Annotated in this window: 15 protein-coding genes and 1 tRNA gene; 12 read left to right on the top strand and 4 right to left on the bottom strand. The window is 35.9% G+C overall.

Going from position 1 to position 19,559, the window contains the following annotated elements:
* Positions 1-6: 6 nt before the first annotated feature.
* Positions 7-468 (top strand): type II toxin-antitoxin system RatA family toxin, encoded by a 462-nt coding sequence (locus BAR153v2_RS03780; RefSeq protein WP_078680379.1) that lies wholly within the window; start codon positions 7-9, stop codon positions 466-468.
* A 23-nt stretch (positions 469-491) separates the two neighbouring features.
* Here the strand turns inward: BAR153v2_RS03780 and BAR153v2_RS03775 are convergent, their stop codons facing one another.
* The 3 genes from BAR153v2_RS03775 to rirA are packed head-to-tail and all read right to left on the bottom strand — an operon-like array spanning position 492 to position 2,654.
* Positions 492-980: a CinA family protein gene (locus BAR153v2_RS03775; RefSeq protein ID WP_078680378.1), complete on the bottom strand. Its 489-nt coding sequence runs from the start codon at positions 978-980 to the stop codon at positions 492-494.
* A complete protein-coding gene (locus BAR153v2_RS03770) occupies positions 977-2,170 on the bottom strand; it encodes a bifunctional 2-C-methyl-D-erythritol 4-phosphate cytidylyltransferase/2-C-methyl-D-erythritol 2,4-cyclodiphosphate synthase (protein WP_078680377.1) in 1,194 nt (397 codons plus the stop codon). The genes BAR153v2_RS03775 and BAR153v2_RS03770 overlap by 4 nt, the downstream gene beginning before the upstream one ends.
* Before the next feature lie 28 nt (positions 2,171-2,198).
* Positions 2,199-2,654, bottom strand: coding sequence for an iron-responsive transcriptional regulator RirA (rirA, locus tag BAR153v2_RS03765; RefSeq protein ID WP_078680376.1), 456 nt, complete (start codon positions 2,652-2,654; stop codon positions 2,199-2,201).
* 169 nt (positions 2,655-2,823) lie between these two features.
* On the opposite strand from rirA, the gene BAR153v2_RS03760 reads away from it, so the two are divergent.
* From BAR153v2_RS03760 to BAR153v2_RS03725, 8 genes are all read left to right on the top strand, one after another.
* A complete protein-coding gene (locus BAR153v2_RS03760) occupies positions 2,824-5,061 on the top strand; it encodes a PAS domain-containing sensor histidine kinase (protein ID WP_078680375.1) in 2,238 nt (745 codons plus the stop codon).
* Between the two features lie 29 nt (positions 5,062-5,090).
* Entirely contained in the window at positions 5,091-6,449 is a 1,359-nt protein-coding gene (locus BAR153v2_RS03755; protein ID WP_078680374.1) for a sigma-54 dependent transcriptional regulator, read from the top strand.
* Between the two features lie 3 nt (positions 6,450-6,452).
* Complete coding sequence (trkA, locus tag BAR153v2_RS03750; RefSeq protein WP_078680373.1) at positions 6,453-7,829, top strand: Trk system potassium transporter TrkA; 1,377 nt, start codon at positions 6,453-6,455, stop codon at positions 7,827-7,829.
* A 10-nt stretch (positions 7,830-7,839) separates the two neighbouring features.
* The gene (locus tag BAR153v2_RS03745; RefSeq protein WP_078680372.1) at positions 7,840-8,646 is read left to right on the top strand and encodes a hypothetical protein; all 807 of its coding nucleotides are present in this window, start codon (positions 7,840-7,842) and stop codon (positions 8,644-8,646) included.
* A 146-nt stretch (positions 8,647-8,792) separates the two neighbouring features.
* Entirely contained in the window at positions 8,793-9,425 is a 633-nt protein-coding gene (gene clpP, locus BAR153v2_RS03740) for an ATP-dependent Clp endopeptidase proteolytic subunit ClpP (RefSeq protein WP_078680371.1), read from the top strand.
* A gap of 194 nt (positions 9,426-9,619) precedes the next feature.
* The gene (gene clpX / locus BAR153v2_RS03735; RefSeq protein ID WP_078680370.1) at positions 9,620-10,894 is read left to right on the top strand and encodes an ATP-dependent Clp protease ATP-binding subunit ClpX; all 1,275 of its coding nucleotides are present in this window, start codon (positions 9,620-9,622) and stop codon (positions 10,892-10,894) included.
* Between the two features lie 171 nt (positions 10,895-11,065).
* The gene (lon, locus tag BAR153v2_RS03730; RefSeq protein WP_078680369.1) at positions 11,066-13,489 is read left to right on the top strand and encodes an endopeptidase La; all 2,424 of its coding nucleotides are present in this window, start codon (positions 11,066-11,068) and stop codon (positions 13,487-13,489) included.
* A gap of 233 nt (positions 13,490-13,722) precedes the next feature.
* Positions 13,723-14,001 (top strand): HU family DNA-binding protein, encoded by a 279-nt coding sequence (locus BAR153v2_RS03725; protein WP_078680368.1) that lies wholly within the window; start codon positions 13,723-13,725, stop codon positions 13,999-14,001.
* Positions 14,002-14,649: 648 nt separating this feature from the next.
* Here BAR153v2_RS03725 and trmFO read toward each other — a convergent pair.
* The gene (gene trmFO / locus BAR153v2_RS03720) at positions 14,650-16,032 is read right to left on the bottom strand and encodes a methylenetetrahydrofolate--tRNA-(uracil(54)-C(5))-methyltransferase (FADH(2)-oxidizing) TrmFO (RefSeq protein WP_078680367.1); all 1,383 of its coding nucleotides are present in this window, start codon (positions 16,030-16,032) and stop codon (positions 14,650-14,652) included.
* Between the two features lie 178 nt (positions 16,033-16,210).
* On the opposite strand from trmFO, the gene BAR153v2_RS03715 reads away from it, so the two are divergent.
* From BAR153v2_RS03715 to gatB, 3 genes are all read left to right on the top strand, one after another.
* Positions 16,211-16,293 (top strand) — tRNA-Leu (locus BAR153v2_RS03715).
* A 134-nt stretch (positions 16,294-16,427) separates the two neighbouring features.
* The gene (tig, locus tag BAR153v2_RS03710; RefSeq protein ID WP_078680366.1) at positions 16,428-17,855 is read left to right on the top strand and encodes a trigger factor; all 1,428 of its coding nucleotides are present in this window, start codon (positions 16,428-16,430) and stop codon (positions 17,853-17,855) included.
* Positions 17,856-17,971: 116 nt separating this feature from the next.
* Positions 17,972-19,471 carry an Asp-tRNA(Asn)/Glu-tRNA(Gln) amidotransferase subunit GatB gene (gatB, locus tag BAR153v2_RS03705; RefSeq protein ID WP_078680365.1) on the top strand — a complete coding sequence of 500 codons (1,500 nt, stop codon included), beginning with the start codon at positions 17,972-17,974 and terminating at the stop codon, positions 19,469-19,471.
* The last annotated feature ends 88 nt before the right edge of the window (positions 19,472-19,559 follow it).

Raw genomic sequence — 19,559 nt, 5'->3', positions numbered from 1 at the left:
ATAATTATGCCGACTTTTACAACACATCGGAAAATTGCTCATACTGCTCGTGAAATGTTTGAGCTTGTTGCCGATATTGAATGTTATCCTGAATTTTTACCCATGTGTGAGGCTTTAATTATACGTTCTCGAAAGGAACGTGAAGAAAAGATTTTGCTTTTTGCTGATATGACAGTGGGTTATAAGATGTTTAGAGAAACTTTTACAACTCAAGTGCTTCTTCATCCGAAAGAAAATCTTATTGAAGTGAAATATATTGATGGTCCATTCAAATATCTTGATAATCGTTGGGTTTTTCATGATGTTAAAAATAAAGATGCATGTGATATAGAATTTTTTATTGATTATGAGTTTAAGAGTAAAATGCTTGGGTTAGCTGTGGGGTCAATGTTTAGTATTGCTTTTAATAAATTTACTGATGCTTTTGAAAAACGTGCACATCAAATTTATGGTTTTCCAACAGTATGATTTTATCAATTATTAAAGGGATATTATTCGAAATATTTAAGAATAAGATTTAAAGCATTTTCAACAGTCATGTGGCGAATGACATTCCGATCAGAATTACCAAAACGCATTTCTTGATGCATGGTTGCGTGCTTTTTATAAGCTGTTGCACAATGGACCAGTCCCACTGGTTGATCTAAATATGCTCCTCCAGGTCCAGCAATGCCTGTTACAGCGACTGAAATTGAAGCTCGTGAATATTTCAGTCCACCTTCAGCCATTGCAATAGCAACTTCTTTTGAGACTGATTTATATGTTTTGATAAGTTCAGGGGATACACCAACGAGATTAGTTTTAGATTCGTTTGAATAAACAATAAATCCACAGTCGAATACATCTGATGATCCTGCAATGCTGGTAAGATTTGCAGCAATAAGTCCTCCTGTGCAAGATTCTACAGTGGTTAGAAGCAAATTTCTTTCACGACAAACTTTAAGGACAGCATTCGCTAATGTTTCACAAAAGTGTGTCACTGTGGAATTTCTCCTGGATAAATAACTGTGGTAACTGCAAGAGCTGCAATTCCTTCTTCACGACCAATGAAACCAAGTTTTTCATTGGTTGTTGCTTTAATAGAGATGCGATTGGTTGAAAGTGTGAGTATGTTCATCAAGTTTTCTATCATTATATGACGATAAGCGCTAATTTTAGGTTCTTCAGCAATTAAGGTAATATCCACATTAGCGATACGACCACCTGCTTTTTTAATTATATCAATGGCATAACAAAGAAAAACTTCTGATGATGTATCTTTCCATTGAAGATCAGAAGGAGGAAAATGGGTCCCGATATCTCCTGCTCCTTGAGTTGCTAAAAGAGCATCTGTTAAAGCATGAAGAGCAACATCAGCATCAGAATGTCCACTTAATTTCTTTTTAAAAGGGATGTTTATACCACACAAAGTGAGATAATCACCTTTTTCGAAAGCGTGGACATCATAACCATGTCCAGTACGGATATCGGGGAACATTTGCGTCCTTTTTTTTAAATATGAATAGGCGGTTTCAAAATCTTCTGGCCACGTAATTTTTATATTATTAGGATTTCCAGGAATTGTTCGCATAGGGATTCCAAACCATTCAGCAATCGCTGAGTCATCAGTAAAATTTTTTTGGTGAGATTGTATTGCTTTTTCATGAGCTGCTAAAATGAGTTCAAATGGAAAACACTGTGGTGTTTGTGCAGTATACATATTTGTCTGTGGGATTGTATCTATAACAAGGTCTGTATTATCTAAACGTTTAAGGGTATCGGAGACAGGAATGACGGGGAGAACACCTTCTCGATGATTAACAATAGTATGTATTCGTTCAAGAAGCTTTTTTTCTACAAAAGGACGTGCACCATCATGAATATGAATATATTCTGGCTTGATATTTTTGAGTGCATTTAATCCATGTAAAGTAGAAATTTGACGTGTATCACCTCCTTCAACAATGATAAGGTGTTCTTTCAAATCAGCTATAGCATTTTCACATATTTGGCGATCATCTGGATGGATAACCAAAACGATAGCTGTAATAGAAGCATGTTGTAAAAAACAATGTATAGTATGATAAATAACCGGTTTTTGTCCTAAAATCCGGTATTGTTTAGGGCCATTTTCTGGAGACCCTGCCCTTTTGCTGCGTCCGGCAGCTAATATTATCGCTGCAATAGAAATATCGAGTTCCTTTTTGAAATTTTATCTCTTAGTTAGCTAATTGTCTATTTTTTCCTGTATCAATTTTAAATTGATGTTGAGAGGATAATAATTGCAGATCAGCAATTGATGTCAGTGATAATACATCAAAAAAAGAGTCTAAAGCTTTTTTCAATACAATATTTAAACCACAGAAATTTATTAGTGGACAATTACTTAATTTATTATCGAAGCATTCTGCCATGTAAAAATTATCTTCTGTTATCTTAATAACATCAGCTACTGAAATTTCTGTTGCAGGTTTAGCTAATTTAACACCGCCATTACGCCCTCTTACTGTTTTCATAAAGCCCGCTTCGACGAGCGGTTGAAGGATTTTGAATAAAAAAAGTTCAGAAACAGCATATGCTCTGGCGATTTCAGGAATACGGCTTAGTGCTCCCTGATTAGAGGCACAATACATGAGCATCCGGAGTGCATAATTTGTTTGTTTGGTTAATCGCATTGCAAGTCCTATGAAATATCACTGAATAATATGGCCTATTTAAAAGCTACTATTAAAAACATGGAAGCTCTTTCTTAATTTAGATTAGTTATATTTTAAATCATAGTATTGTCAATTTTTGACATAAGGATTTATATGAGAACAATGAAGTAAGTGACATAAGGTAATTATGAATATAACATCCGTGACGAAGCTCCAAGACTTAAATCAAAACATCTGTAAAGATGAGTCGCGACGTTTGAATAGTGTGTATACGTTCTTGGGTATCACAATTATTGTATTAGCTTTACTGACCGCTTCTATCTCGTTTATCATTCTTATTGGATTAACGCCTGTTGTTCCCACTAGGGCTGTAACATTATTTTTTATAGCTATTAATAGTATTTGGGTTTTGGGACTTATAGCCATTGTTTTGTATGAGGTAATTCCCATTATTTATGCTTGGCGATCTAGGCGTGCTGGTTCGCGTCTTCATGTACGGCTTATTTCTTTGTTTGCGCTTGTTGCAACATTGCCAGCTGTTGCTGTCGCCCTTATATCTGGTCCTGCTCTTCATCTAGGTCTTGATCGATGGTTTGATACGACGACTCGACAAATTGTAGGTTCCTCTATTGATCTAGCAAATGCTTACGCAGATGAAATGCTTCAAAATTTGAAGAATTTATCCTATGCTATGGCATTAGCACTGGATGATAAAAGACTTCTAGCACGTAATCCAGCTGAGTATCGAATGCAATTAACACGTCATGCTGTAGGGCGTAATCTTCGGGGGGTTTTTTTATTAAGCTCAAATGGAACTGTTTTTGCATCAAGTGATCTCGGTGATGAGGAACAGCTCCCTATTCCACCACCTTATCTAATTGGTCAAGCAACTAGTGCAAGGCCTTTCTCTTTTCAGCCAGGAGTTCACGATTATTTTGGTATTATTTTGAAATTTAATAATATTTCAAATACATTTTTGTATTTAGTGCGTGATGTTGATCAAAGTGTTTTGTCTGCTTTGCGTTTGACGGAAGTTAATACAGAGCGTTATCGTGATTTGAATGAAAATCGGTTACCAACACAAATTGCATTTGGTATGCTTTATTTGTGCCTTTTTTTAAGTTTATTCTTATCAGCTATTTGGACTGGTATTGCTGTAGCTGATCGTTTGGTGTGTCCTATTCGGCTTCTTATTAGTGCAGCTGATGATGTTGCTTCTGGAAATATGGAAGTTTTTGTACCAGTACGTGCAAGAGATGGGGATATTGGACAGCTGTCAAAGACTTTTAATTATATGGTCAGTGAGCTTAAAAGCCGACGTAATGAGTTGATTGCGGTTCGTGATCAAATTGACGAGAGACGGCGATTTTCTGAAGCGGTTTTATCTGGTGTAACAGCAGGAGTAGCTGGAATTGATGTTAATGGGGATATTACAATTATTAATCGGTCTATTGAAACAATGTTTGGTATTCATTCTGAGCAAGTTATTGGGCGTAATCTTGTATCGTTAAGTTCTGAAATTGGACAGGTTTTTAAGCTTGCTTGTTCATTAGGGCGTAAGAATTATCATGAGCAAGTGACTTTAAAAGTTGCAGGACAGGAACGTGTTTGTAATGTGCAAATGACAATGGAAGAGAATGATGGACAGGAACAGTCATGGGTGTTAACAATTGATGATATTACGGATCTCGTAGAAGCACAGCGTTCATCAGCATGGGCGGATATTGCGCGTCGTATTGCGCATGAGATTAAAAATCCCCTTACGCCTATTCAGTTATCAGCTGAGCGTATTCGTAGGCGTTATAAAAAAATTATCACACAGGATCGAGAAGTTTTTGATCAGTGTATTGATACGATTATTCGGCAAGTGGGAGATATCGGGTGTATGGTCGATGAGTTTTCTTCTTTTGCACGTATGCCCAAACCGCAAATGCGTATTTTAGATATACGGCAATTATTGCATGAAGCGTGTTTCTTGATAGAAGTTACTCGTCGTGATATTCATTTTGAGAAAGATTTAGGGGATGTACCACTGATAGGTGCATTTGATAATCGTCTTATTGTTCAGGCTTTTGGCAACGTTATCAAAAATGCGAGTGAAGCAATTGATGCAGTGGCGCGAGAAAAAAGTGTTTGTGGTCATATTCTGATACGCTCTTATCGTCAAGAAGAGTGTTTAATTATTGAGATTATTGATAACGGTAAAGGATTTCCTAAGGAGCAAAGGCATAAATTATTAGAACCTTATATAACAACGCGGGAGAAGGGAACAGGGCTTGGGTTAGCCATTGTACGTAAAGTTATTGAAGATCATGGTGGTTACATGGAGTTGCATGATGCATTAGAAAGTTTTTATGAGGGCCGTGGTGCGATGATTCGTATGGTGTTTCCGGTAGATAAAGCAGAGCATAAAAGTATTACATAGATCACAAATCATGAGATAGGTGAGTAAAGATGGTATCAGATATCTTAATTGTTGATGATGAAGCAGATATTCGTGAACTTGTTGCTGGTATTTTGAATGATGAAGGTTATGAAACGCGTGTTGCATGTAACTCTGATGAAGCGTTAGCACAAATTAGTGAACGTGTTCCAAAGTTAATTTTTTTAGATATTTGGTTACAAGGGAGTCATCTTGATGGTCTGGCGTTGTTGGATGAAATCAAAGTTCAATATCCTTCTCTTCCGGTAATTATGATTTCCGGTCATGGTAATATTGAAACAGCTGTTTCTGCTATAAAACGGGGAGCGTATGATTTCATTGAAAAACCCTTTAAAGCTAGTCGACTCCTATTGGTCGCAGAACGGACACTTGAAAATTCTAAATTAAAGCGTGAGCTTTCAGAATTACGAGAGCGCTCAATTGAAACACCAGAATTGCTTGGAACATCTAGTGTTATGAAGCATTTGCGCCAAGTTATAGAAAAAGTAGCTCCTACTAATAGCCGAGTTATGATTGTTGGTCCTTCTGGTGTAGGAAAAGAGATGGTTGCTCGTTCTATTCATGCACTTTCAGTACGTTCTAATGCTCCATTTATTACAATAAATGCTTCAATAATTACCGCCGAAAGAATGGAAATAGAGTTATTTGGTAGTGAATTGGAGGGAGAAGAACGCAAGATTGGTGCATTAGAAGAGGCGCATGGTGGAGTATTGTATATTGATGAAGTCGCTGATATGCCCCGTGAAATTCAAAATAAGATTCTTCAGGTATTAACGAATCAAACATTTGAAAGAGTTGGTGGGACAAAACGTGTGAAAGTAGATGTTCGTGTCATTTCTTCAACAGCGCAAAATCTTGAGCCTCTTATTGCTAATGGAAAATTTAGAGAAGATCTATTCCATCGTCTTTCGATTGTTCCTATTTTTGTTCCACCACTTTCTGCACGCCGTGAAGATATTCCAGAACTTGTACATCATTTTGTTAAAAAGATATCGCAGCAAGTTGGCATTAAACCTCGTGAAATTAGCAATGACGTTATAACTATTTTGCAGACACATACTTGGCCAGGTAATGTGCGTCAGTTACGCAACAATATTGAACGCTTGTTGATTCTTGTGCGTGACGATGATGGACCAATAACAAAAGAATTACTTCCTGCTGAAGTCAGTGATTCTATCCTGCAGATTCAAATGGATACAGATAAAAATATAATGGACTTGCCACTACGTGAGGCACGAGAGTTATTTGAAAAGAGGTATTTGATGACACAGATTGAACGTTTAGGAGGGAATATATCGCGTACTGCTGAATTTATAGGTATGGAGCGTTCAGCTTTGCACCGTAAACTTAAGGTTCTTGGGGTTTCATAAGTTATGCATGTTATTATTTGTGGAGCAGGGCAGGTTGGGTATGGGATAGCAGAACGTCTTGCTGCAGATAACCATGATATTATTGTTGTTGATACTGAAGCAAAATTAATCGAAAAAATTCATGATACATTAGATGTTAGATGTATTATTGGCCATGGTTCAAGGCCTGAAGTTCTTTTAGCTGCAGGTGCTGATGAGGCTGATATGTTAATCGCAGTGACTTTATCTGACGAAGTTAATATGGTAGCTTGTCAAGTAGCGCATTCATTATTTAATATTCCAACTAAGATAGCCCGTATTCGCTCACAATCATATTTAGAACCACGTTATAAGAATCTCTTTGCAAGAGAGAATATTCCTATTGATGTAGTTATTTCTCCAGAAGTTGAAGTTGGAGAAATGGTCTTGCGTCGTATTACTTTGCTTGGAGCTATAGATGTTCTTTATTTTTGTAATGATGCTGTTGTTGCATTAGCTTTAGAATGCATGGAAGATTGCCCGGTTATTAATACGCCTTTACAGCAGTTAACAGAGCTTTTTCCTGATTTGCAAACAACGGTTACTGCTATTAAACGTGGTTCAGAATTGTTAATAGCACATTCAGATACACAATTACATGTTGGTGATATCATTTATCTTGTTGCAGCTCGTGATCAAGTGCGTCGTGCACTTAGACTTTTTGGTCATAAAGAACAAGAAGCACATCGTATCGTTATTGTAGGTGGTGGTCATATTGGTCTTTATGTTGCTCAAGCTATTGAAAAACGATTGCATAAACTAAAGTTGAAGATTATAGAGGTAGATAAAGAAAGAGCACTAACTATTGCTGATCAACTAGAAAAAACAACTGTTTTATATGGGAACGTTTTAGATCCTGTTATTCTTCAAGAGGCTGGAATTGGTCAAGCTGATTTAATGATTACATTGACCAATCAAGATCAGGTGAATCTCTTGAGTGCTATTATAGCGAAAAGACTAGGATGCAAAGCTAATATGGTGTTGATTAATAATGTAGCTTATCAAGAGTTTAGTCGTGCGGTTGGTGTAGATGCATATTTTAATCCTCGCAGTGTAACTGTATCAAAAATTTTACAACAAATGCGTCGTGGACGTATTCGCGCTGTGCATTCTGTTTTTAATGGTGCTGCGGAAATTATTGAAGCTGAAGCAATGCATACATCTTCATTAGTTGGTAAACCGTTGAGAGAGCTTAATTTACCAGAGGGTTTGAGAATTAGCGCTATTTATCGTAATGAAACAGTAATACAGCTTTCAGGAGATACACGTATTTTGCCTGGTGATCGGATAGTAATTTTTGCTCTTGCTGATAGTGTACGTGATGTTGAACAATTATTTCGTGTAAGCTCGGAATATTTTTGATAGATTATCTATGGATATTTGTACTTTTTGGTATGGAAAACAATTGAGACTAGTTGATTGGTTGTGTTTGGCATCGATGGTTAAGGTTGGTCAGCGTGTTAAGCTTTTCAGCTATGAAAAAGTAGATAACATACCTGTTGGTGTTGAATCGCATGAAGCCGAATCAATTTTGCCACGTTCAGTAATTTATCGCCTTGATCCCAATTTCCCTGACTATGAGCCTGGTCTTACAATTGTTCAATTTTCAGATCTTTTTCGCATTATGTTGATGAAATATGAAAAAGGAGTTTGGTTAGATACAGATGTTTATCTTGTTAAACAATTTCGTCCAGAAGTAGGTCGGGTTTGGTTAGCAAAAGAAAATGCTGCAAGAGTAGGAGTCTCTGCACTTTATTTACCACCTGATAACCCTATTATAAAAGCCTTTGAGGATTATTTGGCAAATGCAGAGATTATTCCTGATTGGTTAGGTTTTAAACGTCGTGTTTGGATGCCATTTTGGCTGAGGAGACGAAAATTGCCGGTTTTACCAGGAAGGATTGGAATTACTATATTTGGTAATGATGGTATTTCGCGGTTAGCTAAAAAGAGTGGTTTTTTTCATGAAGCAAAGGAGAAAAACACTTTTTATTATTGGACAGGACGAAAAGCTGAAAGAATTTTTGATCCAGCTTTTGGTATTGAACCAATGCAAGATCCACATTTCATAGGGTTTCATATTCACAGAAAGGAAAAAACAATCCAGAAGCCTCAGAAAGGAAGCTTTTATCATTGGGCAGTATCACGTATTTCTGGTGCTCAGAATTTATTTGATTAGGTATTATTATTGTCATTTTAACCATTAATATTTTAATCTTACTAAAACATAATTGATTGTGGCTTGCGTAAGAGAGTATTGTTAGCTTATGGATAAGCTATTGAAAATGTAAATGGCGATTCTTAATTATTAATGGAAGTGAAGATATGAGAGATCCAACAAAAAAAGTCTTAAGTTTAGTTCCTATGGTTATTGAACAGACTAATCGTGGTGAGCGAGCTTATGATATTTTTTCTCGTCTCTTAAAGGAGCGGATTATTTTCATTAATGGCCCTGTTGAAGATAATATGGCAATGCTTGTGTGTGCACAATTGCTTTTTTTAGAAGCAGAGAATCCTAAAAAAGAAATTAATCTTTATATCAATTCTCCAGGTGGTATGGTGACATCTGGTATGGCAATTTATGATACTATGCAATTTATTCGTCCTTCTGTTTCTACTTTGTGTATGGGACAAGCCGCGTCTATGGGATCATTACTCTTGACAGCTGGAGCAGCAGGTCGCCGTTTTGCCTTACCAAATGCACGTATCATGGTGCATCAACCTTCTGGTGGTTTTCAAGGACAAGCCTCGGATATTGAACGGCATGCGCAAGATATTATAAAGATGAAACGACGTTTAAATGAAATTTATGTTCAACATACAGGGCAGAATTATGAAGTCATTGAAAAAACTCTTGATCGCGATCATTTTATGACAGCAGAAGAAGCTAAACAGTTTGGTTTGATTGATGATGTTATACAATATCGTGCAGAAACTGAAAAAGAAGAAAAAGATTAAGAGTTTTTATAGAAAAGGTAGTTATTTGTGAAGTGTATAAGAATTGCCATTAAAATAGCTATTTTTAAAAATACGATCTCGTAAAAATAATAAAGAAAATTACCTAAAGATATTATGTATGTTTTTAATTTTAGTTAAGAAAAGTTATTTTTAAATAAAAAAATATTCATATATCGCAGTGAAAGGAAAGTGAAATGAGCAAAACTAGCAATAGCGAGAGCGAAGCGAAAAATACTCTCTATTGCTCATTCTGTGGCAAAAGCCAGCATGAAGTACGTAAGCTTATTGCAGGACCTACCGTATTTATCTGCGATGAGTGTGTAGAGCTGTGTATGGATATTATTCGTGAGGAAAATAAATCTTCTGGAATTAAGGCGCGTGATGGTGTTCCTACTCCGCAGGAAATTTTGACAGTTCTTGATGACTATGTTATTGGCCAGCGTCATGCAAAACGTGTTCTTTCTGTTGCTGTTCATAATCATTATAAACGCCTCGCTCATCAATCTAAAAGCAATGATGTTGAGTTAGCAAAATCAAATATTCTTCTTGTTGGGCCGACAGGATGTGGTAAGACATATTTAGCACAAACATTGGCACGTATTATTGATGTGCCTTTTACTATGGCAGATGCAACGACTTTAACTGAAGCGGGTTATGTTGGTGAAGATGTTGAAAATATTATTTTGAAGCTACTTCAATCTGCTGATTATAATGTTGAACGTGCGCAACGTGGTATCGTATATATTGACGAAGTTGATAAAATTTCTCGTAAAGCTGATAATCCTTCAATTACAAGGGATGTTTCTGGTGAGGGTGTTCAGCAAGCACTGTTAAAAATTATGGAAGGGACAATAGCATCTGTTCCTCCGCAAGGAGGGCGTAAGCATCCACAACAGGAATTTCTTCAGGTTGATACAACAAATATTTTGTTTATTTGTGGAGGCGCTTTTGCTGGTTTAGAGAGAATTATTTCAGGACGTGGTGAAAAGACTTCAATTGGTTTTTCCGCTGCTGTTAAGGCTCCTGATGAGCGTCGTGTTGGTGAGATTTTCCGTGATTTAGAACCTGAAGACCTTATAAAATTTGGTTTAATACCAGAATTTATTGGTCGTCTTCCTGTTATAGCTACTTTGGAAGACTTAGATATTTGCGCGCTTGTTCAAATTTTATCACAACCAAAAAATGCATTAGTTAAACAGTATCAACGTCTTTTTGAGATGGAAAATGTTCAGTTAGTTTTTCATGAAGATGCTTTACGTGTTATTGCCAAAAAGGCTATTGAACGTAAAACTGGTGCACGTGGCTTACGCTCTATTATGGAAAGAATACTTCTTGATACTATGTTTGAATTACCAGCTCTTGTGGGTGTTCAAGAAGTGGTGATTTCTAGTGATGTAGTTGAAGGTAAGGCTTGTCCTCTCTATATTTATTCAGATCATGTAGAAAATAAAGAAAATGTATCGGCGTGATCTATATTATAAATTCAGTTATAATGTTATTTGGGTGTAGATATTTTGAACATGACAGCGTAATGACTTGATTTATTGGTCCATAGTTATCACTTCATTTATTGTAGAGAGTTGGCTTTTTAAAGGGTGACTTGTATTGTAAACGAGTTAGAGGCTCTAGAAAGGAAAAATATGCAATATATTGATGAAAAGACAGGCAAGGAGATAGAAGAGTTTTATGCTGTTTTGCCACTTCGTGATATTGTTGTCTTCCCGCATATCATTGTTCCGCTTTTTGTAGGCCGAGAAAAGTCAATTTGTGCTCTTGAAAAGACGATGGTAATGGATAAACAAATATTACTGGTGACGCAAAAAAATGCTGCTGATGATGATCCAACTTCGGCAGATATTTATGATGTTGGTACTATCGCTAAAATTCTTCAACTTTTAAAGCTTCCTGATGGAACTGTAAAGGTTTTGGTTGAGGGGACTGCACGTGCAAAAATTAATCAATTTATTGAGAACGATGATTATCTTCAAGCTTATGTAACTATTACAGAGGAAACGAAGGATGATGGTGTTGAAATCAAGGCGCTTTCTCGATCGGTAATTTCTTACTTTGAAAATTATGTAAAACTAAATAAGAAAATTTCTCCTGAAATTGTCAGTGCTATTAGTCAGATTGATGATCCTTCTAAACTTGCTGATACTATTGCATCTCATTTAGTTATTAAACTTGCAGAAAAACAAAAAATATTGACATTATTGCCTATACGTAATCGTCTTGAGCGTGTACTTTCTTTCATGGAAGCAGAGATTTCTGTTTTACAAGTCGAAAAGCGTATTCGTTCACATGTCAAACGGCAAATGGAAAAGAATCAACGAGAATATTATCTTAATGAGCAGTTAAAGGCTATTCAGAAAGAATTAGGGGCAGGTGATGAGGGGCAGGATGAACTATCTGAACTAGAAGAGCGTATTAGAAAAACTAAGCTTTCGAAAGAAGCACGAGAAAAAGCTGGGTCAGAACTCAAAAAATTACGTAATATGTCTCCCATGTCTGCAGAGGCAACAGTTGTACGTAATTATCTTGATTGGCTTTTAGCTATTCCTTGGAGCAAAAAATCAAAAATTAAAAATGATCTTAGTTTTGCTGAAAAAACTATGGATAATGAGCACTTTGGTCTTGAAAAAGTCAAAGAGCGAATCGTTGAATATTTAGCAGTGCAAAGCAGATCATCAAAAATACGAGGTCCTATTATTTGTTTGTTAGGTCCTCCTGGTGTTGGAAAGACATCACTTGCGCGTTCTATTGCAAAAGCAACAGGTCGAGAATATGTTCGTATCTCATTAGGAGGTGTTCGCGACGAAGCTGAAATTCGTGGGCATCGTCGGACTTATATTGGTTCTATGCCTGGAAAAATTATTCAGTCTATGAAGAAAGCTAAAAAATCTAATCCGCTTTTTTTGCTTGATGAAATTGATAAAATGGGGCAAGATTTCCGTGGAGATCCCTCATCAGCTTTACTAGAAGTTCTTGATCCTGAACAAAATAGTACATTTATTGATCATTATTTAGAAGTAGAATATGATCTGTCTGATGTTATGTTTATTACAACTTCCAATACATTGAATATTCCAGGGCCATTAATGGATAGGATGGAAATCATTCGCATTGCTGGTTATACTGAGTGTGAAAAAATGGAGATTGTTAAACAGCATCTTTTGCCAAAAGCATTAAAGGATCATGCTCTTTCTAAAAAAGAATTAAGTATTTCTGATGATGCAATAAGATCAATTATTCAATTTTATACGCGTGAGGCTGGTGTTCGAAATCTTGAACGTGAGTTGATGAAAATAGCGCGTAAATCAGTTACAAAAATTCTTAAAACTAATCAAAAATTTATAGAAATTAGAAAAGACAATATTAATGATTTCTTAGGTGTTAAACGTTATCGCTTTGGACAAGTTGATGGTGAAAATCAGATTGGTGTCGTTACAGGGCTTGCTTGGACTGAAGTGGGTGGGGAGTTGCTGACTATTGAAGGTGTTATGATGTCAGGTAAAGGTAAGATGACTGTGACTGGTAATTTGCGCGATATTATGAAAGAATCAATTTCTGCAGCAGCATCTTATGTGCGTTTTCGTGCTGTTGATTTTGGTATTGAGCCTCCATTTTTTGATAAACGTGATATTCATGTTCATGTTCCGGAAGGTGCTACACCTAAAGATGGTCCATCAGCTGGAATTGCAATGGTAACAGCAATTGTTTCAGTGTTAACAGGAATACCTGTTTATAAGGATGTTGCTATGACCGGTGAAATTACCTTGCGTGGATGTGTGTTACCGATTGGTGGATTAAAAGAAAAATTGCTTGCGGCTCTTCGAGGGGGAATCAAGAAAGTGCTTATTCCTGAAGAAAACGCGAAAGATCTAGTTGATATCCCCGATGATGTCAAAAATAATATGGAGATTATTCCGGTAACTCATATAAGTGAAGTTCTTAGACACGCTTTGATTTGTTTTCCTAAGGCTATAGAATGGACAGAGCCTTCTACAATATCTGAAACTGTTAAAACAGAAAGCGATAATGAGGGAATCTTAGTTGCGCACTGATTCACATTATAAGCTATAATTATGCTGTAAAAAGCACATGAGAGCCATTTGGGGAGCTATAATTTTATCTATTTTAGAGAAATAATAAAAAAATTCCGTGAATAACTACGATTATTTCTAAAAAAACAATGTGTTGAAGAAAAATAGCACTTCTGTTTCCTGTACTTTTCAATAAAATCACTCATAGTCGGTAAAATTTTATTATTCGGCAATATAGGGAAAGGAAATGTTAAATGAATAAAAGTGAATTGGTTAATTCAATTGCTGAAAAAGCAGGTATCTCGAAAGCTCAAGCTGGTTCTTCTGTAGATGCTTTTATCGCTTCTGTTACAGAAGCTTTAGCTTCGGGAGGTGACGTTCGTCTTCCAGGTTTTGGTTCTTTTGAAGTTTCTCATCGTGCTGCTACAAAAGGACGAAATCCTTCAACAGGTGCTGAAATTACTATTCCTGCACGTTCTGTGCCTAAATTTTCTGCAGGAAAAAGTCTTAAAGAAGCTGTTAATAACAAATAATTCAAACTACTTTTTAAAGAGCCGGTTTATAAATAAGCCGGTTCTTTAGGAATGCCTAAAAGTAGTTGGCACATGTTTATGAAATATATTATTTAGCTTTATGGATGAAAATGTAAGAGCTGTAAATGTTGGTCTATATAGTAGGAATTCAAGCAATGACTCGAGTATTTATATTAAAAAGTAACTGAGATATACTAGTTGATTATTTTTTATTATAATCATTCAAGCATAGTCATAGCCGTTTTTAGTTCATTGAGATAATGCGCTCGTTGGATTTTTTGTGTAAAAAAACATAGATACTCTTACTTATATCTTAATATTGGTTAGTGTATATAACTGATAAATAGCATCTTTTGATTTATTATATTAATAAATTTATATAAATTATTGTTAATAATATTTAATAGCGTAGGAGTATTTATAAATATAGCAATAAAAAAGTAAGTTTTTTATCATAATAGAAATGTATTGTTGAGCTTATTAATATCTATATAATCGCGATGTTCTCTTCTTATTATAGTAGAAGATAATACACACGTTAATAAAATGAATAATCTTACATTATTTTTTAGCAATAATCCAAATTATTTAATAGATCAAAAGTCGGATTAGCAAGTATTATGGTTATAACCAAATACAACAATTCAGTTAAAAGCTATTTTTTAACCATTGAATACAATCATTTAAAGCTCGTTCAATTATAGCTTGTTTTTTTTCTTTATGTGGTAAACTTTTTTCTAAAGGATTGGTGGAAATAATAGGTGGAAAAAGACCAAAATTGATATTCATTGGTTGGAAGGATCTTTTTCCTGTTTCATTAGTAACAATATGACCACCAGTAATATGGTTCAAAAGAGCTCCAAATGCTGTAGTTTTTGGTGGTAGAGAAGGGCAAGCATGATTATATTCAGCAGCAGCGAAACGTCCAGCGAGCAGTCCTATCGCTGCTGATTCTATGTAACCTTCACAGCCTGTAATTTGTCCAGCAAAACGCAGTTGTGGTTTTTGTTTTAAACGAAGACTCTCATCAAGAAGAATTGGTGAATTGAGATACGTATTGCGGTGAAGACCACCAAGGCGTGCAAATTCTGCTTTTTCAAGACCAGGAATCATTCTAAAAATACGTGTCTGCTCACTATATTTCAGTTTTGTTTGAAACCCGACCATATTGTAAAGCGTACCCAGCTTGTTATCTTGACGTAATTGTATAACAGCATAAGGTTTGATTTTAGGGTGATGAGTATTAGTGAGCCCCATAGGTTTCATAGGGCCATATCTTAGAGTTTCAAGCCCACGTTCAGCCATAACTTCAACTGGTAAGCATCCATCAAAATAGGATATGTTTTCAAATTCACGAAATTCTACTTTTTCTCCACTTATCAAGGCTTGAACAAAAATTTTATATTGTTCTTGATTAAGAGGACAATTAAGATAATCTTTCCCCGTTCCTTCAGGACCAATTTTGTCATATCGAGATTGGTACCAACAAATGTTCATATTAATACTTTCAGTATAAATAATAGGCGCAAGAGCATCAAAAAAAGAAAGCGCTTCTGTTCCAGTTATTGCTTGTATCGCTTGAGAAAATTTTGGTGAGGTAAGAGGACCAGTAGCAATAATAACATTATTCCAGTCTTCAGGAATCTCGTGAATTTCTCTGCGTTGTATGGTTATAAAGGGATGTTTTTCAAGTGTTTCTGTAATAGTTTTTGAGAATTCATTACGGTCAACAGCAAGTGCACCTCCAGCTGGCACTTTATTACTATCTGCAGCTTTCATAATTAAGGATTTGGCTAATCGCATTTCGGCATGTAAAAGTCCTACAGCATTTTTTGATGCATCATCTGAGCGAAATGAATTTGAGCAGACGAGCTCTGCAAGTTTATCTGTTTTATGAGCATCAGATTTTCTTTTTGGGCGCATTTCATGCAAGACAACAGGAATCCCTAATTGAGCAATTTGCCAACTTGCTTCACTGCCTGCAAGACCACCGCCGATAATATGGATTGGAGTTTTTAATTTATTTAACATGATTTACTTGTAGCGGAAGGAGTGCTTTCTGAAAAGGATGAATTTTATCTCTATAATTTTGTAAAGAGAATTGTTTATTGAGTTAATAAAGGATATTCATTTGCTTTTTTTCTTTAATTGCTTGGAATTGAATGCTATAAAAATGCCGCTTACACGAATTTTTGGTTTATAAGTTTGAGCGGATGTGGCGAAATTGGTAGACGCACCAGATTTAGGTTCTGGCGGGAGACCGTGGGGGTTCGAGTCCCTCCATCCGCACCAAAGTAATAGTTTTAAACGCTACGGATGTTTGTATATACAAGGTCCGTTTATCTAGGTCTAGCATTAAGTGTTAGAATTATGATTGTTATCCGGAGTAGGTTTATCCATCTCCTCAGAGAAATAAAGGTTGTTCGATGCAGGTTACCGAGACGCTTAATGAAGGACTGAAGCGCGAAATTAAGATTGTGGTTCCGGTGAAAGATCTGGAAGAAAAATTAAATGAACGGTTGGATGATGCCAAAGGTAAGATCAAACTTAAAGGATTCCGTCCTGGTAAGGTTCCATCTGATCATCTCCGAAAAATGTACGGTAAATCTTTTATGGCTGAAATTATTAATGAGATCATTAACAATGTTCCGCGTTCTGTTTTAGCAGAACGTAATGAATATTCAGCAACACAACCGCAAATTGATATAAATGAAGATACAAAAGTTATAGATGGTAAAGCTGATTTTGTTTTTAGTTTAAAGTACGAAGTTTTGCCAAAATTTGAGGTTAAAGACTTCAAAAATATTAAAATCATTCGTGAAATTGCTGATGTACCTGAACAAGAAATTGATGAGCAAATAACGCATATTCTTTCTTCTACTCGTAGTTATTCGCCCAAAAATGCTCCTTCAAAAGAAGACGACCGCATAACAATTGATTATTTTGGGAAAATTGATGGCGTTCCGTTTGATGGTGGTACTGATAATAATGCACAATTGATTCTTGGTTCGAAACAATTTATACCCGGTTTTGAAGAACAATTAATTGGTCTAAAAGCGGGCGATGTAAAAACAATTTCTGTTAAATTTCCTGATGATTATAGTGCTACGCATTTAGCTGGCAAAAATGCAGAGTTTGATGTCACTGTTAAAACTGTTTCTAAACCAGACGAATTGAAGATTGATGATGAAGCAGCAAAAAAACTTGGTTTAGAATCTCTTGATCGCTTACGTGAAGTCGTTCGTAGACAGGTTGAGAGCCGATATGGTTCTATGACACGTCAAAAAATTAAGCGACAAGTCCTTGATGCTTTAGATGCAGATTATAGTTTTGATATTCCTGAACAGCTTTTAGAAATTGAATTTAATAATATATGGAAGCAGATTAATGAAGATTTAAAAAGGATGGGTAGAAGTTTTGAAGATGAAAATATCACAGAGGAACAAGCGCGAGATGAATATCGCATGCTTGCGCAGCGTCGTGTTCGGCTTGGTTTAGTGCTTTCTGAGATTGGTACAAAAGTTGGAATTCAAATAAGTGAGGATGAATTAAAGGCTGCAGTTTTTGAACAGGTTCGCCAATATCCTGGACGAGAAAAAGAAATGATGGATTTTTTTCGCCGTACACCAGAAGCTGTTGCTAATCTACGTGCTCCAATCTTTGAAGAAAAAGTTATTGATTATTTGCTTACACAGATAAAAATAACGGATAAAAAAGTGACAATCGAAGAGCTAATGAGAGAATATGATGAATCAGATTTAACTGATAAAACTTCTACCAAGAAACAATCAGCAGTAAAAGAAAAAGGTACAAAAAAGACTTCAATTAAAAAGAAAAGCCCTAAAACAAATTAAAATCTATACCAATAAAATAATTCTGATAACTCTTTTATATGTATTCTAGACTTGCTCTGGCAATCGTTTTAGGTTAGCCATTGGATGTATTCTGAAATGTTGATAGTGAATTGATAATGAAAATCGTTGATAGTCGTCTTCCTGATCCTAAGCGTTTTATTTCTGGAGTTACAGGCGAGTGGGAAGTTATTATTGGCATGGAGGTTCATGCACAAGTCATATCAAATTCAAAACTTTTTTCAGGCGCATCGACTAAGTTTGGTGCTGAGCCGAATAGTCACGTGTCGCTTGTTGATGCAGCGATGCCTGGTATGTTGCCTGTTATTAATCAAGCGTGTATTCGCCAAGCTGTTCGAACTGGTTTAGGATTAAAAGCTAAAATTAATTTAAAATCTGTTTTTGATCGTAAAAACTATTTTTATCCAGATTTACCACAGGGATATCAGATTTCACAATTTCAGTATCCTATCGTAGGTGAAGGGAAAGTAGTTATATCTATTGGACCAGATTCGAATGGTCAGTTTGAGGATATTGAAATTGGGATTGAAAGGCTGCACCTCGAGCAAGATGCAGGAAAGTCTATGCATGATCAGCATCCAACAATGTCTTTTGTAGATCTTAATCGCTCAGGTGTAGCTCTTATGGAAATTGTTTCTAAACCAGATATGCGATCATCAGAAGAAGCAAAAGCCTATATGACAAAATTGCGTACGATTGTTCGTTATTTGGGTACTTGTGATGGCAATATGGATGAAGGCTCTATGCGCGCAGATGTAAATATATCTGTGCGTCGTCCTGGTGAGCCTTTTGGAACACGCTGTGAAGTTAAAAATGTTAACTCGATTCGTTTTATTGGCCAAGCAATTGAATATGAGGCACGTCGCCAAATTGCAATTTTAGAGGATGGGGGTATAATAGATCAGGAAACTCGGCTTTTTGATGCAATAAAAGGTGAAACACGATCTATGCGTTCAAAAGAGGAAGCATATGACTATCGTTATTTTCCTGATCCCGATCTTTTACCATTAGAGCTTGATCAGGAATTTGTAGACACTTTAGCTTTAGAGTTACCTGAATTACCAGATGATATAAGGGCGCGTTTTATCAATGAGATGGGGTTAACTGCATATGATGCTTCTATTCTTGTAACAGAAAAAGCAATTGCAGATTATTTCGAAGAAGTAGCACATGGACGCGATGGAAAAATGGTTGCTAATTGGGTGATCAATGACCTTTTAGGCGCTTTAAATAAAGATAATCGTGTGATTGAAGATACTCCAATTACAGCAAACCAATTAGGAGCAATTATTGATCTTATCAAAGACGGAACTATTTCTGGAAAAATTGCAAAAGATCTATTTGAAATTGTTTGGAACGAAGGTGGAGACCCATATCAGATTGTAGAAAAACGTGGCATGAAGCAGGTAACGGATGCAGGAGTGATTGAAAGAGCTGTTAATGAAATTGTCATCAATAACCCTGATAAAGTTTCCCAAGTACGAGAGAAGCCTGCTTTGGTTGGGTGGTTTGTTGGACAGGTAATGAAGGCAACAGAGGGGAAGGCAAATCCTCAAACCGTTAATAAATTGGTTAAAATTAAGCTTGGAATAGATTAATATATTCGGGATGGAAATTCTGTAAATATGATATTAACTTGTGATATAATTTATATGAGTTGACAGTTGGTTTTTAATTCAACTGCAA

Source organism: Bartonella sp. AR 15-3 (genome assembly GCF_002022445.1).
Classification (GTDB): Bacteria; Pseudomonadota; Alphaproteobacteria; order Rhizobiales; family Rhizobiaceae; genus Bartonella.
This window is presented reverse-complemented; position numbering and strand designations above follow the sequence as displayed.

Excerpts from the sequence above, each read along its gene's own strand:
- BAR153v2_RS03780 (WP_078680379.1), top strand. The coding sequence starts at position 7 with ATGCCGACTTTTACAACACATCGGAAAATTGCTCATACTGCTCGTGAA.
- rirA (WP_078680376.1), bottom strand. The coding sequence starts at position 2,654 with ATGCGATTAACCAAACAAACAAATTATGCACTCCGGATGCTCATGTAT.
- BAR153v2_RS03760 (WP_078680375.1), top strand. The coding sequence starts at position 2,824 with ATGAATATAACATCCGTGACGAAGCTCCAAGACTTAAATCAAAACATC.
- BAR153v2_RS03755 (WP_078680374.1), top strand. The coding sequence starts at position 5,091 with ATGGTATCAGATATCTTAATTGTTGATGATGAAGCAGATATTCGTGAA.
- trkA (WP_078680373.1), top strand. The coding sequence starts at position 6,453 with ATGCATGTTATTATTTGTGGAGCAGGGCAGGTTGGGTATGGGATAGCA.
- BAR153v2_RS03745 (WP_078680372.1), top strand. The coding sequence starts at position 7,840 with ATGGATATTTGTACTTTTTGGTATGGAAAACAATTGAGACTAGTTGAT.
- clpP (WP_078680371.1), top strand. The coding sequence starts at position 8,793 with ATGAGAGATCCAACAAAAAAAGTCTTAAGTTTAGTTCCTATGGTTATT.
- clpX (WP_078680370.1), top strand. The coding sequence starts at position 9,620 with ATGAGCAAAACTAGCAATAGCGAGAGCGAAGCGAAAAATACTCTCTAT.
- lon (WP_078680369.1), top strand. The coding sequence starts at position 11,066 with ATGCAATATATTGATGAAAAGACAGGCAAGGAGATAGAAGAGTTTTAT.
- BAR153v2_RS03725 (WP_078680368.1), top strand. The coding sequence starts at position 13,723 with ATGAATAAAAGTGAATTGGTTAATTCAATTGCTGAAAAAGCAGGTATC.
- trmFO (WP_078680367.1), bottom strand. The coding sequence starts at position 16,032 with ATGTTAAATAAATTAAAAACTCCAATCCATATTATCGGCGGTGGTCTT.
- tig (WP_078680366.1), top strand. The coding sequence starts at position 16,428 with ATGCAGGTTACCGAGACGCTTAATGAAGGACTGAAGCGCGAAATTAAG.
- gatB (WP_078680365.1), top strand. The coding sequence starts at position 17,972 with ATGAAAATCGTTGATAGTCGTCTTCCTGATCCTAAGCGTTTTATTTCT.